Origin of the sequence: Allostreptomyces psammosilenae, from assembly GCF_013407765.1 — a bacterium.
GTDB classification, from domain to species: Bacteria; Actinomycetota; Actinomycetes; order Streptomycetales; family Streptomycetaceae; genus Allostreptomyces; species Allostreptomyces psammosilenae.
This window is the reverse complement of sequence record NZ_JACBZD010000002.1, coordinates 223786-238172: the sequence shown is the minus strand read 5'-3', so window position 1 is coordinate 238172 and position 14387 is coordinate 223786. Positions and strand designations below refer to the sequence as shown.

13 protein-coding genes are annotated in these 14387 nt (G+C 74.6%); 6 read left to right on the top strand and 7 right to left on the bottom strand.

Features of this window, described 5'->3' with window-relative positions; genetic code table 11:
• Nucleotides 1–40 precede the first annotated feature (40 nt).
• Nucleotides 41–532, top strand: coding sequence for a phosphatase domain-containing protein (locus FHU37_RS23335; protein ID WP_179816653.1), 492 nt, complete (start codon nucleotides 41–43; stop codon nucleotides 530–532).
• 67 nt (nucleotides 533–599) lie between these two features.
• On the opposite strand, the gene FHU37_RS23330 is transcribed toward FHU37_RS23335, so the two are convergent.
• Nucleotides 600–848: a hypothetical protein gene (locus FHU37_RS23330; RefSeq protein ID WP_179816652.1), complete on the bottom strand. Its 249-nt coding sequence runs from the start codon at nucleotides 846–848 to the stop codon at nucleotides 600–602.
• Nucleotides 849–946: 98 nt separating this feature from the next.
• On the opposite strand from FHU37_RS23330, the gene FHU37_RS23325 reads away from it, so the two are divergent.
• From FHU37_RS23325 to FHU37_RS23315, 3 genes are all read left to right on the top strand, one after another.
• Complete coding sequence (locus FHU37_RS23325) at nucleotides 947–2404, top strand: helix-turn-helix domain-containing protein (RefSeq protein ID WP_179816651.1); 1458 nt, start codon at nucleotides 947–949, stop codon at nucleotides 2402–2404.
• 267 nt (nucleotides 2405–2671) lie between these two features.
• Nucleotides 2672–4048, top strand: a complete 1377-nt coding sequence (locus FHU37_RS28605; protein ID WP_179816650.1) for a sensor histidine kinase — start codon at nucleotides 2672–2674, stop codon at nucleotides 4046–4048.
• Nucleotides 4012–4662 carry a LuxR C-terminal-related transcriptional regulator gene (locus FHU37_RS23315; protein ID WP_179816649.1) on the top strand — a complete coding sequence of 217 codons (651 nt, stop codon included), beginning with the start codon at nucleotides 4012–4014 and terminating at the stop codon, nucleotides 4660–4662. Before FHU37_RS28605 ends, FHU37_RS23315 begins: the two co-directional genes overlap by 37 nt.
• 56 nt (nucleotides 4663–4718) lie before the next feature.
• Here the strand turns inward: FHU37_RS23315 and FHU37_RS23310 are convergent, their stop codons facing one another.
• The 6 genes from FHU37_RS23310 to FHU37_RS23285 all read right to left on the bottom strand — a co-directional run bounded on the left by FHU37_RS23310 (nucleotide 4719) and on the right by FHU37_RS23285 (nucleotide 11918).
• Nucleotides 4719–4961, bottom strand: coding sequence for a hypothetical protein (locus FHU37_RS23310; protein ID WP_179816648.1), 243 nt, complete (start codon nucleotides 4959–4961; stop codon nucleotides 4719–4721).
• 141 nt (nucleotides 4962–5102) lie between these two features.
• Nucleotides 5103–7139: a glycoside hydrolase family 31 protein gene (locus tag FHU37_RS23305; RefSeq protein ID WP_179816647.1), complete on the bottom strand. Its 2037-nt coding sequence runs from the start codon at nucleotides 7137–7139 to the stop codon at nucleotides 5103–5105.
• A 93-nt stretch (nucleotides 7140–7232) separates the two neighbouring features.
• Nucleotides 7233–8138: a carbohydrate ABC transporter permease gene (locus FHU37_RS23300; RefSeq protein ID WP_179816646.1), complete on the bottom strand. Its 906-nt coding sequence runs from the start codon at nucleotides 8136–8138 to the stop codon at nucleotides 7233–7235.
• Nucleotides 8139–8143: 5 nt separating this feature from the next.
• Nucleotides 8144–9106, bottom strand: a complete 963-nt coding sequence (locus FHU37_RS23295; RefSeq protein ID WP_179816645.1) for a carbohydrate ABC transporter permease — start codon at nucleotides 9104–9106, stop codon at nucleotides 8144–8146.
• Nucleotides 9107–9212: 106 nt separating this feature from the next.
• Complete coding sequence (locus FHU37_RS23290; RefSeq protein WP_179816644.1) at nucleotides 9213–10466, bottom strand: sugar ABC transporter substrate-binding protein; 1254 nt, start codon at nucleotides 10464–10466, stop codon at nucleotides 9213–9215.
• 336 nt (nucleotides 10467–10802) lie between these two features.
• Complete coding sequence (locus FHU37_RS23285; RefSeq protein ID WP_179816643.1) at nucleotides 10803–11918, bottom strand: LacI family DNA-binding transcriptional regulator; 1116 nt, start codon at nucleotides 11916–11918, stop codon at nucleotides 10803–10805.
• A 345-nt stretch (nucleotides 11919–12263) separates the two neighbouring features.
• Between FHU37_RS23285 and FHU37_RS23280 the strand changes: the two genes are divergently transcribed.
• The gene (locus FHU37_RS23280; protein WP_179816642.1) at nucleotides 12264–13772 is read left to right on the top strand and encodes an AlkA N-terminal domain-containing protein; all 1509 of its coding nucleotides are present in this window, start codon (nucleotides 12264–12266) and stop codon (nucleotides 13770–13772) included.
• The gene (locus FHU37_RS23275) at nucleotides 13769–14290 is read left to right on the top strand and encodes a methylated-DNA--[protein]-cysteine S-methyltransferase (RefSeq protein ID WP_179816641.1); all 522 of its coding nucleotides are present in this window, start codon (nucleotides 13769–13771) and stop codon (nucleotides 14288–14290) included. Before FHU37_RS23280 ends, FHU37_RS23275 begins: the two co-directional genes overlap by 4 nt.
• Nucleotides 14291–14387 lie beyond the last annotated feature (97 nt).

Sequence of the window (14387 nt, the reverse complement as noted above, 5' to 3'; positions counted from 1 at the left end):
GAGCAGACGACGATGCCGGCACCACGCCAGGAGGTCACCGATGACGCGGCCCGCGACCACTCCCCTGGCCGTGTTCGACCTGGACGGCACGCTGGCCGACGTCCGGCACCGGCTGCACTTCCTGGAGCAGCGGCCCAAGGACTGGGACGGCTTCTTCGCCGCGGCCGTGGACGATCCGCCGCTGGCGCACGGGGTGGAGCTGGCCCTGGCCAGCGCGGCCGAGTGCGAGGTGGTGTACGTCACTGGGCGTCCGGAGCGGTGCCGTACGGACACCCTGGACTGGCTGACCCGGCACGGCCTGCCGGTCGGGCAGCTGGTGATGCGGCGCGGCGGCGACCGCCGGCCGGCCCGGGTCACCAAGCCTGAGCTGCTGCTGCGGCTCGCCCGGCGCCGGACCGTCGCCGTCGTGGTGGACGACGACGAGCTGGTCTGCGACGCCTACGAGCGCGCCGGCTTCCAGGTGCTGCGCGCCCGCTGGATGGAGCAGCAGCCGGTGCTCACCCGCGCCCAGGAGGACGAGGGCCGCACCTGAGGCGGGCCGGCACGGGCGGCACGGGCGGCCCGGAGCGCAGGTGACGGCCCCCCGGCCGCCGCCCGCCTCAGCGGCGTGGCTCGGCTTCCCTGCGGTGGTCGCAGTCGAGGCAGGCGCGCACCTTCCACGAGTTGCCGAAGCCGTCGAGCTTCCAGAACGGCTCGCCCATCGGGGCCCCCTGTCTACGGCAGTAGATGCAGGCGACCCGCGCCCGTTGGGCGTGGGTGAACAGCAACTCCGGTGGCGGGAAGTCCGTTCGGCTCTCCCCGCTCCCCTTTCCCCCGCTCCCCCCGGCCTCTCCGGTAACGCCGTGCACCCGTCCGCTCCCTTCCGAAGGTCGCATGATCCACCATCGGGTGAACGGGCCCCGTCAACCACCCGGCCGGTCTATAGGGCCGCCCTATGATCGATCATGTGGCAGCTCATCAGGCACCGGACGTGTGGCTCCATCCGGAGCTGCGGGCCGCGGTGGCCGCCGAGGACTGGGGCGTGGTGTTCCGGGTCTGGCGCAGGCTGGTCGGCGTCAGCCAGACCGTCCTGGGCAGCCGTACCGGCCTGGCGCAGTCGGACGTCTCGGCCATCGAACGGGGTCATCGGCGGGTGACCTCCACGGAGGTGCGGCAGCGCGTCGTGGAGGGGCTGGGTGTTCCGGCCGAGCTGCTGACCGGCCCGAGCGGTTCCGTGCCACGGCCGCGACGCCCCGACGACGCCCACACCGCGCCGACCACCCGGGGGATCCCGGGCCATGGCGGGCAGGGACACGGCGGGCAGGGACACGGCGACCACCTCGGCGCCGGCCGGAGCAACACCGGCCGGAGCAGCGCCGGCGGGCGAAGCGGCGGCGGCCCCCCGCACGGGCAGGGCGACGGCGTCGACTACACCGGAGCCGCCGTCGTTCCCGGGCTGCCGTCGCTGGCCCTGCCGTCGATCGCGCCCGACCCCGACATGCTGGACCGCCTCACCGCCACCACCACCGGCGCCGTCCGCCCGGACGCCACCTGCCTGGACTGGCTGGAGCGGTTGCTGGCCGAGCACCGGCGGGCGGAGGACACCCTGGGGTCGCGGCCGCTGCGCGGCATCATGGCGCAGCAACTGCGCACGGTCGTGGACCTGCACCACCGGGCCCGGGGGTCCGTGGTGAACCGGGTGGTGCGGTTGGCGGCCGAGCACGCCCAGTTCATGGCCTGGCTGTGCCAGGACCAGGGCGAGCACGGGGCGGCGCTGGCCTGGTACGACCGGGCGCACGACTGGGGGTTGGAGGCCGGCGACCACGACATGGCCGCCACCACGCTCTCCATGAAGTCGCACCTGGCCTGGTCGACGGGGAACAGCCGGCGCTGTGTGACGCTGGCCGAGGCGGCCCGGTGGTCCTGCCCGGACGCCTCGCTGGGCGTGCGGGGCATGGCGGCGCAGATGGCGGCCCGGGGGCACGCGCTGGCCGGTGAGGCGGAGCCGGCGCGGCGGCTGCTGCGGGAGGCGGAGGCGCTGGTGCGGGGCGCGGCGGAGCGCCAGGACAATCCGGCGTGGATGTACTTCTACGACGAGACGTGGTTCCGCCTGCAGCGCGGCATGGCGGAGATGCACCTGCGGGCGTGGCGGACGGCGGTGGAGCTGATCTCCTCGGGGCTGGCCCAGCTGCCGGAGACCTACCGGCGGGACCGCGCCTGGTACCGGGCGTGTCTGGCGCACGCGCTGGTCGGGGCCGGGGACCCGGAGCAGGCGGCGTCGGTGGCGCTGGCGACGGTGAAGGACGCCGCCGAGGTGGGGCGGCCGCACTCGTGGCACGAGCTGCACGCCACGGCGGCGCTGCTGGTGCGGCGGCGTTCCCGGCACGGGCGGGAGCTGGTGGAGGCCCTGCGCGCCCACGACTGACCGCCGCACGACTGACCGCCGCACGACCGACCGCCATCGACCGCCGTCACCGACCACCACCGACCCCAGCCGCCGCAGCGGAACGACCGACCGCCGCCACGACGGAACCGCTGACCGCGCCCGCGCCCGCCGGGGGTGGGGCTGGCCCCACCCCCGGCGGGTGCGGAGCCGGAGTGCGTCCGGCCGCGGGTGGCGGTCAGACTGGGGCCATACCACGACGGACCCGCGGCCGGGGGGAGCTCACGGCCGGAACGGATGGCGGCACCGATGACCACGAACGGCACAGCACCCACGCGTCGGACGCCCGACGCCGGCCCCGAACCCTCCCGCCGGGTGTGGTGGCGCTCCCTGGTCGATCCGGTCGTGCGCGGCGTGTCCGTCTTCGGCCTGGCGCTGGCGGGCATCGTGCCGCTGGTGCTGGCCCTGGTCTCCACCGCGCTGGTGGCCATCGGTGTGGGCGCGCTCCTGCTGCCCTACGCCCACGCGCTGGTGCGGGCGCACGCGAACCTGCTGCGCTGGCTGTGCGGCCGGTGGTTCGGGGTGTCGATCGACGCCCCGTACCGGCCGGTGGAGCCGGTCTCCGGCGGTTGGGTCGGCGGGTCGTTCCGGCGGACGGCGCGTCTGCTGCGTGACCCGGCGTCCTGGCGGGACGTCCTGTGGCTGTTCTACAACGTGCCGGTGGGCGGCGTGCTGGGCCTCGCCGCGGCCGTCCCGGTCGCCTCGGGCGTCGAGGGGATGCTGATGCCGCTGCTGTGGCGGCTGGTGGACGACGGCCCGGGCGGTTCGGCCGCCTACTGGTACCTGTTCGTGCCGGTGACCACGGACACCCGGGCCTACATCGCCCTGGGGATCGGTCTGCTGCTCCTGCTGGCGGCGCCCACGGTCGGCGGCGCGCTGCTGCGCGGGTACGCCCGGGCGAGCCGCTGGCTGCTGGCGCCGACCCGCGAGGCGGAGCTGACCACCCGGGTGGCGCACCTGACGCAGACCCGGCACGACGCGGTGGACACCCGCGCGGCCGAGCTGCGGCGGATCGAGCGGGACCTGCACGACGGCGCCCAGGCCCGGCTGGTCGCCATGGGGATGACCCTGGGGGCGGCCGAGCACCTGCTGGAGTCCAATCCGCAGGCGGCGCGGGCGCTGCTGAACGAGGCCCGCGAGGCGTCCTCGAAGGCCCTGCAGGAGCTGCGCGACCTGGTGCGCGGCATCCACCCGCCGGTGCTGGCGGACCGTGGCCTGGCGGACGCCGTGCGGGCGCTGGGCCTGGAGTCGCCGCTGCGGGTGGAGGTGGTCGCGGAGCTGTCCGGGCGGCTGGATCCGCCGGTGGAGTCGGCCGCGTACTTCGCCGTCTCGGAGATCCTGACGAACGCGGCCAAGCACTCCGGTGCCTCCCGGGTGTGGATCGACCTGCGCTGGGAGTCGGAGCGGGCCGGGGCGCGCACCGGGCCGGGGCGGCTGCGGGTGGACGTCACCGACGACGGCTGCGGCGGGGCGGATCCCTCGCGGGGCACCGGGCTGCGCGGGATCGAGCGCCGCCTCGGTACATTCGACGGCGTCCTCGCCCTGAACAGTCCCCAGGGCGGGCCGACCCTGGTGACGATGGAGCTGCCGTGCGTGTTGTCCTCGCCGAAGACCTCTTCCTCCTGAGGGAGGGACTGGCCCGCCTGCTGGAGGCGCACGGCTTCACCATCGAGGCGGCCGTGGACAACGGGCCGGAGCTGCTGAAGGCGCTGCTGGAGCACCGTCCGGACGTGGCGGTGGTGGACGTGCGGCTGCCGCCGTCGTTCACCGACGAGGGCCTGCAGGCGGCGCTGAAGGCGCGCGAGCAGGTGCCGGGGCTGCCGGTGCTGGTGCTGTCGCAGTACGTGGAGCAGCTGTACGCCCGTGAGCTCCTGGCGGACGGCACCGGCGGGATCGGCTACCTGCTCAAGGACCGGGTGTTCAACACCGACCAGTTCGTGGACGGGGTGCGCCGGGTGGCGTCCGGGGGGACGGTGATGGATCCGGAGGTGATCTCCCGGTTGCTGGCGGCCAACGCCCGGGACGAGCCGCTGGCGGCGCTGACGCCGCGGGAGCGGGAGGTGCTGGCGCTGATGGCGGAGGGGCGGTCCAACGCGGCGATCGCGCAGCGGCTGTTCTTCTCCGAGGGCGCCGTCTCCAAGCACACCTCGAACATCTTCGCCAAGCTGGGCATCCGCGCCTCGGACGACGACAACCGCCGCGTCCTGGCGGTACTGGCCTACCTCAACGCCGAGCGCTGAGCGCTGAGCCACCGAGGGCCGGGCACTCGGCCGAGGGCTCACCAATGGGCTGAGGCTCACGCGTGCGTCCCTGGCGGCCTCGGCCCGAAGATCCTGGCATGGGCCTGCGCCAGTTCCTCCTCGGTGAAGGCTCCGTGCTCCTCCTCGTGACGCCGCAGGTCGTCGGCGAGGAGCTGGTGACGGATCCGCCGGGCGGCTACGGCCGCGGTGACATCACCGGAGGAGTTGTCGGTGAGCTCGTTCAGCTCGGCCGCCGTCTGGGTGGCGAGGGCGGCCGTGAGGTGGGTCTGCGCGGACATGCGAGCATCATGCCGCGGTCTGCGCCGGTCGTTCCCGCTCTCCGGGTGGAGGGCGGGAACGACCGGCGGGGAGGCCGGCGGGACGGCCGGCTGCGGGGCGCGGGCGGGGCGGGGCCGCCGGGCCGAGGTGGGCCGGGCGGGTCAGTCGGCGATGGGCAGTTCGGCGTCGTCGCGGAGCAGCAGCGGGATGCGGTCCAGGGGGGCGTCCAGGGTGTGGGTGGCGCCGCCGGCGTACTCCTGGCCGGTCCAGGCGCACCGCCAGCGGGCGCCGGCCGGCAGGTAGACCTCGCGGGAGGTGGCGCCGGCCTCGGTGACCGGGGCGACCAGCAGGTCGGGGCCGAGCAGGAAGGCGTCGGCGACGGTCCAGCTGCGCTCGTCGTCCGGGAACTCCAGGAAGAGCGGGCGCATCGCCGGCAGGCCCTCCTCGGAGGCGATCCGCATCTGCTCCGCCACGTAGGGCCGGATGCGTTCGCGCAGGTGGAGGTAGCGTTCGAGGATCTGGTAGGCCTCCTCGCCGAACGACCACACCTCGTTGGGGCCGCCGGTCATCTCGCCGCCGAGCGGCATCCACGGGATGCGGAAGCCGTGCAGCCGGAAGATCGGGCAGAACGCGCCGAACTGGAACCAGCGCACCAGCACCTCGCGGTAGGCGGGGTCGTCCGGGTCGCCGCCGTGGAAGCCGCCGATGTCGGTGGTCCACCAGGGGATGCCGCTGAGGCCCATGTTGAGGCCGGCGGCGATCTGCGAGCGCAGGGTGGGGAAGTCCGTGCCGATGTCGCCGGACCACACGGCGGTGCCGTAGCGCTGGCTGCCGGCCCAGGCGGAGCGGGAGAACGACAGGCCGTCGGTGTTGCCGGAGGCGGCCATGCCCTCGTGGAAGATCCGGGCGTTCTCCCGGGGGTAGAGGTTGGTGACCTCCTGGCCGGGGCCGGCGTGGTAGCGCAGGTTGGCGGGGTGGTTGGGGCGCAGTTCGGGCTCGCAGGCGTCGAGCCACCACAGGTTGATGCCGATGCTCTGGTAGTTCTCCCGGACCTTCTCCCAGACGAAGTCGCGGGTGGCGGGGTTGGTGGGGTCGTAGAAGGAGACCAGGGCCTGCACCCGGGAGCCCTTGTCCATCCACGGGGCGTGCGCGGGGCCGCCGGCCTCGTTGCCGATGAACATGCCCTCGCGCAGCATCGTGTCGTAGTTCTCGCTGAGCGGGTTGACGGACGGCCAGACCGAGACCATCAGCTTGATGCCGAGTTCGTCGAGTTCGCGGACCATGGCGGCCGGGTCGGGCCACTCGGTGAGGTCGAACTTCCAGTCGCCGAGGTGGGTCCAGTGGAAGAAGTCGGTGACGATGACGGACATCGGCAGCCCGCGCCGCTTGTGCTCGCGGGCGACCTCGAGGAGTTCCTCCTGGGTGCGGTAGCGCAGCTTGCACTGCCAGTAGCCGGTGGCCCAGTCGGGGAAGGCGGGGGCGTGGCCGGTGGCGTCGGCGTAGCGGCGCAGGATGTCGGCGGGGGTGTCGCCGGCGGTGATCCAGTAGTCGATCTGGCGGGCGCTGTCGGCGACCCAGCGGGTGCCGGTGACGGCGAGTTCGACGCGGCCGACGGCGGGGCTGTTCCACAGCAGTCCGTAGCCGCGGCTGGAGAGCGTGAAGGGGATGGAGACCTCGCTGTTGCGCTGCACCAGGTCGGTGACGGTGCCCTTCTGGTCGAGCAGGCCGTGCTGGTGCTGGCCGAGGCCGTAGAGGCGTTCGTCGTCGTAGGCGGCGAAGTGCTGTTCGAGGCGGTGGTAGCCGTTGCCGGTGGCGGTGTGCACGCGCGGGCCGGGCCACCAGAAGTGCGCGGGGCGTTCGGCGAGCAGTTCGCCGCCGTCGGCGGTGCGCAGGAACCGCAGCAGGCCGTTGGGGCTGACCTCGACGGTGAGGGCGCCGTTGACCAGCCGGGCGGGGGCGCCGGCCACGGCGTCGGGCGCGCCGAGGCCGGCGGCGGCGGTGGGGCTCTCGGAGCCGTCGGGGATCTCGATGACGGCCTTGTCCGCGGGGCGGTCCAGCAGGGCGCCGGGGATGTCGTCGCGCAGCGGGCCCATGGCGGCGCGGACCCGGACGGCGTCGGGGCCCCACGGCTCGATGCGCAGCGTCTCGTGGTGGGCGCTCCATTCGAGGCCGCCGTCGGATTCCCGGAAGGTGTTCACGCTGCTCGTCTCTCCGTCTCTTCGTGCGGGGGGGCTGGGGCGGGTCGGTGGGACGTGGGCGATTGGTGGGACGTGGGGTGGTGTGGGGGCTGGTCAGTCCTTGACCGCGCCGCCGGTGATGCCGGCGGCGATGTAGCGCTGGGCGAGGACGAGCAGCACCGCGGCGGGGATCGAGGCCAGCACGGCGGAGGCCATGACGGCGTTCCAGTCCGTGGTGTTGGCCCCGATGAAGCGGTAGATCCCGACGGTCACCGGGGTGATGGCGTCGCGGGTGGTCATGGTGATGGCGAAGAGGAAGTCCGCCCAGGAGAAGAGGAAGGCGAACAGTCCGGCGGTGATGACCGCGTTGCGGCTCATCGGCAGCACCACGGAGCGGAAGGTGCGCCACTGCCCGGCGCCGTCGATGGCGGCGGCCTCGGTGATCTCCCGGGGCAGGTCCTGCATGAAGGCGCGCAGCAGGATGGCGGCGAACGGCACCGACAGGGTGGAGTGGGCCAGCATCAGGCCGATGGTGTTGTTGAGCAGTCCGACCGTGTTGAACAGGGCGAACAGCGAGTTGGCCATCACGATGCCGGGCACCATCTGCACGATCAGCAGGGCGAAGAGCAGCACCGGGCCGACGCGCAGCCGGAACCGGGCCAGCGCCCAGGCGAGCGGGGCGGCCACGGCGAGCGTGAGGACCACGTTGCCGCAGGCCACGAAGAGGCTGATCAGCAGGTGGCGGCCCTGGGTGTCGACGGCCGCGCGGTAGCCGTCGAGCGTCGGGTCCTCGGGGAACCAGCGCGGGGGTATGGACAGCAGGGCGGCGCTGGGCTGGAGGGAGGCGTTGACCATCCAGTACAGCGGGAAGAGCAGGACGGCGACGATGGCGACGGCCAGCGCGGTGGTGCCCCAGCGGCGGCGGGAGCGGGCGCGGGGCCGGGCGCCGCGGGGGCGTCCGGCGGTGGCGGGGCGGGCGCGGTCGGCGCCGCCGGTGGTGGTGGGGGTGGTGGTGGCCATGGTCGTTACCTCGCGTCCTGCTCGGCCTCGGCGCGCCGGGTGGACCGCAGGTAGACGACGGCGAAGAGCATCGCGATGGCGATGAGCACGTTGCCGACGGCGGCGCCCTGGCCGAAGTGGAGGTCGGTGAAGGAGAGCTCGTAGGACCAGGTGGACAGCAGTTGGGTGGAGTCCGCCGGTCCGCCCTGGGTGAGCACGATGACGACGTCGAAGGCCTTGACCGTGTAGATCAGGCCGAGCATCAGCACCACGGCGGTGACCGGGCGCAGCAGCGGCCAGGTGATGTGGCGGAAGCGCTGCCAGGGGCCGGCGCCGTCCAGTGCGGCGGCCTCGTAGAGGGTGTCGGGGATGGACTGCAGCCCGCCGTAGAGGATCACCATGTTGAACGGGATGCCGATCCAGATGTTGGTGATGATCACGGCGATCAGCGCGGTGTCGGTGCTGACCAGCCACGGCACCGGTTCGCTGATCAGGTTCAGCCCGGTGAGGACGTTGTTGACCACGCCGTAGTCCTGGTCCAGCAGCCAGCGGAAGACCGTGCCGGAGACGATCAGCGGCAGCAGCCAGGGCAGCAGGAGCAGCGCGCGGAGCACGCCGCCGAGCGGGAAGTGGCGGCGGAAGAACACGGCGAGGGCGAGGCCGATGGCGAACTGGAAGGCGAGGGAGGCGGCGGTGAAGACGGCGGTGTGCCACAGGGTGGCGCCGAAGAGCTCGTCCCGGAACACCTCGGCGTAGTTGGCCAGCCCGTTCCAGGGGGCGTCACCGGTGTAGAAGGAGTTCACGGTGTAGTCCTGGAAGGACATCACCACGCTGGTGACGATGGGGTAGCCGAAGAACACCAGCAGGTAGAGCGTGGCCGGCAGGTAGAAGCCCAGCCGCGCCAGGTCGGCGCGGCGGCCGGCCCGGCCGGCGGCGGGTGGGCCGGCCGCCGGGGCGGGGGCCGGCGCGGGGGTGAGCGCGGTACTCATGGGGTGTGCACCTGCCTGATCCTGGTCGCTCGCGGGGCGTCGCCGGGGCGCGGGGCGCCGCCGGCCCGGGGGGCGGGGCCGGCGGCGCGCGGGGCGTGCGGGGCCGTCATTCGTCCGCCGTTTCGGCTTCGCGCTGGGCGGCGGCCAGCGCCTCCTCGGGGGTGCGTCCGCCGGTCACCACGTGCTGCATGGCGGCGTTGAGCGCCGCCGAGACGGCGGGGTAGCGGGTGCCCAGCACGTCGGTGCGGGCCCGGGCGCTCGGCGCGCTGGCCACGAACGGCGCCAGCTCCGGGATCTGCCGCACCAGCCGCTCGGCGACCGCGGGCTTGGTGGCGACGTCGGTGCGCTGCGCCGCCCACTCGTACATGTTGTCGTCGTCGAGGACGCACTCCAGGACCGCCAGCGCGGCCTCCTGCTTGGGGCCGCCGCCGTGGTCCGGCACCGCCCAGACCTCGCCGCCCATCGGGCTGGCGGGCCGGCCGCCGGCCTCCGGCACGGGCAGCGGCACGATGCCGTAGTCGGGGCCGTCCACGGTGGCGAGGTGGGAGAGGTTCCAGGAGCCGTTGACCATCATCGCGGCGTGGCCGCCGATGAACTGCTCGGTGACGTCGGACTGCGACCAGTTCAGGGCGGAGGTGGAGACCGAGCCGTCCTGGAAGAGCGAGTTCCAGTAGGTGAGCGCCTCGACGGACTCGGGGGCGTCCAGGTCGGTGAGTTCGCCGCCGTTGCCCCACAGGAAGGGCTCGAACTGCCAGGTCCCCTCCTCGGTGGAGACGGCGGACAGGGCGAGGCCGTAGCGGGTGCCGTCGGTGAGCCGGCGGGCGGTCTCGCGCAGCTCGTCCCAGGTGGTGGGGGGTTCCAGGCCGGCCTCGGCGAACAGCTCCCGGTCGTAGAAGAGGGCGAGGCCGTTGATGCCGGGGGCGATGCCGTAGAGGGTGTCCTGGTAGGAGCCGGCGGCCAGCACGCTCTCGTAGAAGGCGCTGGTGTCGATCCGGTCGTCCAGCGGCAGCAGGGCGCCGGTGGAGGCGAGCGAGGCCAGGTCGGGGTTGTCGGTGACCACGAGGTCGGGGAGGGAGCGGGCGGCGGCGTCCCGCAGCAGCTTGGGGACGATCTGGGCGCGGGGCATGGTCTCCCGCTGGATCTCGACGCCGGCCCGCGCCCCGCAGGTGTCCAGCAGGGAGTTCAGCGCGGTGTTGCCGGGCTCGTCGACGTAGTAGTCGGCGACGGTGAGGGTGTTCGGACCGGTCTCGGCGGTGATGAAGCCGCAGCCGCCGACGGTGGTGAGCATCAGGGCGGCGGCGCAGGAGCCGACGGCGCGCAGCGGCCGGGCCCGGCGGGGCGGGGGAAGGGATGGACGCATGGGCTTCCTATCGCGCGTGCGGGCTGCGGGACGGGGGTGACGTTTCGCCACTGGACGGATGCGCGAAGCGGACGTGTTCGGGACGGGAGCGGGGGCGTCGACGGCGGTGGAGCGCGCCGCGCGCCCGGCCTCGGTCCGGGCTGGTGGAGGGCGGGGCGGCGAGCTGGCGGGGCGGCGGGCCGGCCGTCGGGCCGCCGACCGGGGCGAGTCGGCGACCGGGACCGGGCGGCGACCGGGACCGGGCGGCGACCAGGGCGGGCCTCCCGCCGGAGGAGCGGCCTCCCGCCGGGCGAGCGGCCTCCCGCTCGCGTGGCCGGACCCGGTGGCGTCCGGCCGTCAGCCGTGCCGCGGCGCCCGGGGCGGTGGGGCGGACCTGGCCGGGCCGGTGCTGGCCCGGACGGTCAGCTCCGGCCGGAGCAGCAGCGGCCCGCCCGGCCCGTCCGGCCCGGCGCCCGCGCCCGGGGACGGCCCCGGCGCGGGGCGGGCGCCCGGCGGCGCGGCCGGCCGCCGCGGGCCCTCCAGGTGGGCCATCAGCGCCTGCACCGCGTGGGTGCCCAGCCGCTGCGCGGGCACGGCGATCGAGGTCAGCGGCGGCTCGCCGCTCTCCGCGGCGGCGTCGGCGCCGATCGCCACCACGGAGACGTCCTCCGGCACGGCCCGCCCGCAGTTGCGCAGCACGCCGGCGAGGTGGCTGGCGGCCGACTCGTTGTGGACCACCAGGGCGGTCACCGACGGACGTTCCGCCAGGACCCGCGCCAGCAGCCCGGCGGTGGCCGACCAGCCGCCCTCGCAGGGACGGTGGGTGACCCGCACCCCGCGCTCCCGGGCCTGGTCGAGGACGCCTGTGAGGGTGCGTTCGGCGAACCCGGTCTGGCGCCGGTAGACCTCCTCGGGCTGGCCGACGAAGACCACCTCGCGGTGGCCGAGGTCGGCGAGGTGGTCCACGCAGAGCCGGCCGGCCGCCGCGAAGTCCAGGTCCACGCACTCCAGGCCGCCCGGTTCGGCCGGCAGGCCGATCAGCACGGTCGGGATGCCCAGGCGGCGCACCGTCTCCACCCGCGGGTCGTGCAGGGTGACGTCCATCATCACCAGGCCGTCGACCTGCCCGCCGCGGGTGGCGTCCACCACGGAGCGCTGGCCCTCCTGGTCGGTGAGCAGCAGCACGTTGTGGCCGTAGCCGCGGGCGGTGACGCTGATCGCCATCATGAACTCGGCGAGCAGCGGCCGGTGCAGGCCGCTCGATCCCACCGGCATCACCAGGCCGATGACCTGCGTGCGGTTGCCGGCCAGGGCGCGCGCCCCGGCGTGCGGGTGGTAGTCGAGTTCGGCGATGCTCGCCAGCACGCGCTCCCGGGTGGGCTGCGAGATGGGGCGCTTGCCGCTGAGCACGTAGGAGACGGTGCTGGCCGACACGCCGGCATGGCGCGCCACTTCCATGATGGTGGTGGCCATGGACGCTCCTCACACGGGTCGGTGACGGCGGTCGAGCGGGACGGGCGGGTCGAGGCGGGCGAGCGAGCAGGTCGTCGAAGCGCTTCGACACACAGCGAAGCGCTTCGATCGGATGCCCGCGGGTTCGATCCGCGATCCGTCCGGCGGCGGACTTGGACGAGGTAAACACGGCCATATGGGCCTGTCCATACCCTCGAAGCGATTCGACGATATTCGACGGGCCGATGCCGGCCGCGCGCTCCAGCCGATCCGTCGCGGGGCCGTTCCCGGACGCCGCCCGGCCGTCGAGGATGGCGTCGGATTTCCGCTAGACCCCGGGTGTGGCCAGCGACGATGCTGGGACGCATGTACACCGACGTGGACCGCTGCGTGCGCGCCGTGCAGTCCAAGGACGCGAGGTTCGACGGCTGGTTCTTCACCGCCGTGGTGACCACCCGCGTCTACTGCCGGCCGAGCTGCCCGGTCGTGCCGCCCAAGGTCCGCAACATGCGCTTCTACCCCAGCGCCGCCGCCGCGCAGCAGGCCGGATTCCGGGCCTGCAAGCGCTGCCGCCCGGACGCCAGCCCCGGCTCGCCGAGCTGGAACGAGCGCGCCGACCTGGTGGCCCGGGCGATGCGGCTGATCGCCGACGGGGTCGTCGACCGGGAGGGCGTGCCCGGGCTGGCGGCGCGGCTCGGCTACAGCGCCCGCCAGGTGGAGCGCCAACTGCTGGCGGAACTCGGCGCCGGCCCGCTGGCCCTGGCCCGGGCGCAGCGGGCGCAGACCGCCCGGCTGCTGATCGAGACCAGCCGGCTGCCGATGGCCGACGTCGCCTTCGCCGCCGGCTTCGCCAGCATCCGCGCCTTCAACGAGACGGTGCGGGCGGTGTTCGACCTGACGCCGACGGACCTGCGCCGGCGCGCCGTCGGACGCCACGCGCCGGCCGCGCCGGGCGTCATCGCGCTGCGGCTGCCGTTCCGCGCCCCGCTCAACCCGGACAACCTGTTCGGGCACCTGGCGGCGACGGCCGTGCCCGGGGTGGAGGAGTGGCGGGACGGCGCCTATCGGCGCACCCTGCGCCTGCCGCACGGACACGGCACCGCCACCCTGCGCCCGCTGCCCGACCACATCGGCTGCCAGCTGGCGCTGACCGACCTGCGGGACCTGCCGATCGCGATCAGCCGCTGCCGCCGCCTGCTGGACCTGGACGCCGACCCGCAGGCCGTCGGCGAACTGCTCGGCGCGGACCCGCTGCTGGCGCCGCTGGTCGCCAGGGCGCCGGGGCGGCGGGTGCCGCGCACCGTCGACCCGGCGGAGTTCGCGGTGCGCACCGTGCTGGGCCAGCAGGTCTCCACGGCGGCGGCGCGCACCCACGCGGCCCGGCTGGTGCTCGCCCACGGCGAGGAGATCGTCGACCCGGCCGGCGGACTGACCCACCTCTTCCCCACCCCGGCCGCGCTCGCCGCCCTGGACCCGGCCGCCCTGGCCTTCCCGCGCGCCCGCCGCGACGCGCTGACCGGCCTGGTCTGCGCCCTCGCCGCCGGCGACATCGACCTCGGCGTGGGCAGCGACTGGGCGGCCACCCGGGCGCGGCTGCTGGCCCTGCCCGGCCTGGGACCATGGAGCGTCGAATCCATCGCCATGCGCGCCCTCGGTGATCCGGACGCCTTCCTGGCCACCGACCTGGGCGTCAAGACCGCCGCCCGGGACCTCGGCCTGCCCACCACCCCGGCCGCCCTCACCCGCCACGCGGCGGCCTGGCGCCCCTGGCGCGCCTACGCCACCCAGTACCTGTGGGCCACCGGGACCCACCCGATCAACTTCCTGCCCGGCGACGAGAACCGCTCCGACACGTCTTCGACGAGGACCCCATGAGCACCCGCACCCACACCGTGATCGACAGCCCCGTCGGCCCCCTCACCCTGGTGGCCACCGACGGCGTGCTGTCCGCCCTCTACATGACCGACCAGCGCCACCGCCCCGAGCAGGAGACCTTCGGCACGCCGGACGACGAGGCGTTCGGCGAGGTGATCCGTCAGCTCGGGGAGTACTTCGCCGGCGAGCGCACCACCTTCGACCTCCCGCTCGCCCTGCACGGCACCGAGTTCCAGCGCCGGGTGTGGGCCGGGCTCCAGGAGATCCCCTACGGCGAGACCATCTCCTACGGCGAGCTCGCCGACCGCATCGGCCGCCCCGGAGCCTCCCGCGCCGTCGGGCTGGCGAACGGCAAGAACCCGGTCGGCATCATCGTGCCGTGCCACCGCGTCATCGGATCCAACGGCAGCCTGACCGGCTACGGCGGCGGCCTGGACCGCAAGCGCCACCTGCTCGACTTCGAGCGCGGCGTGCGCGGGCCCCGGACGTCCACGGGCGAGGCCGCCGCGCTGTTCTGACGGCCCGGGGGACTGCGGGTGCGCGGGTGCGCGGGTGCGCGGGTGCGCGGGTGCGCGGGTGCGCGGGTGCGCGGGTGCGCGGAAGTCCCATTCGTCC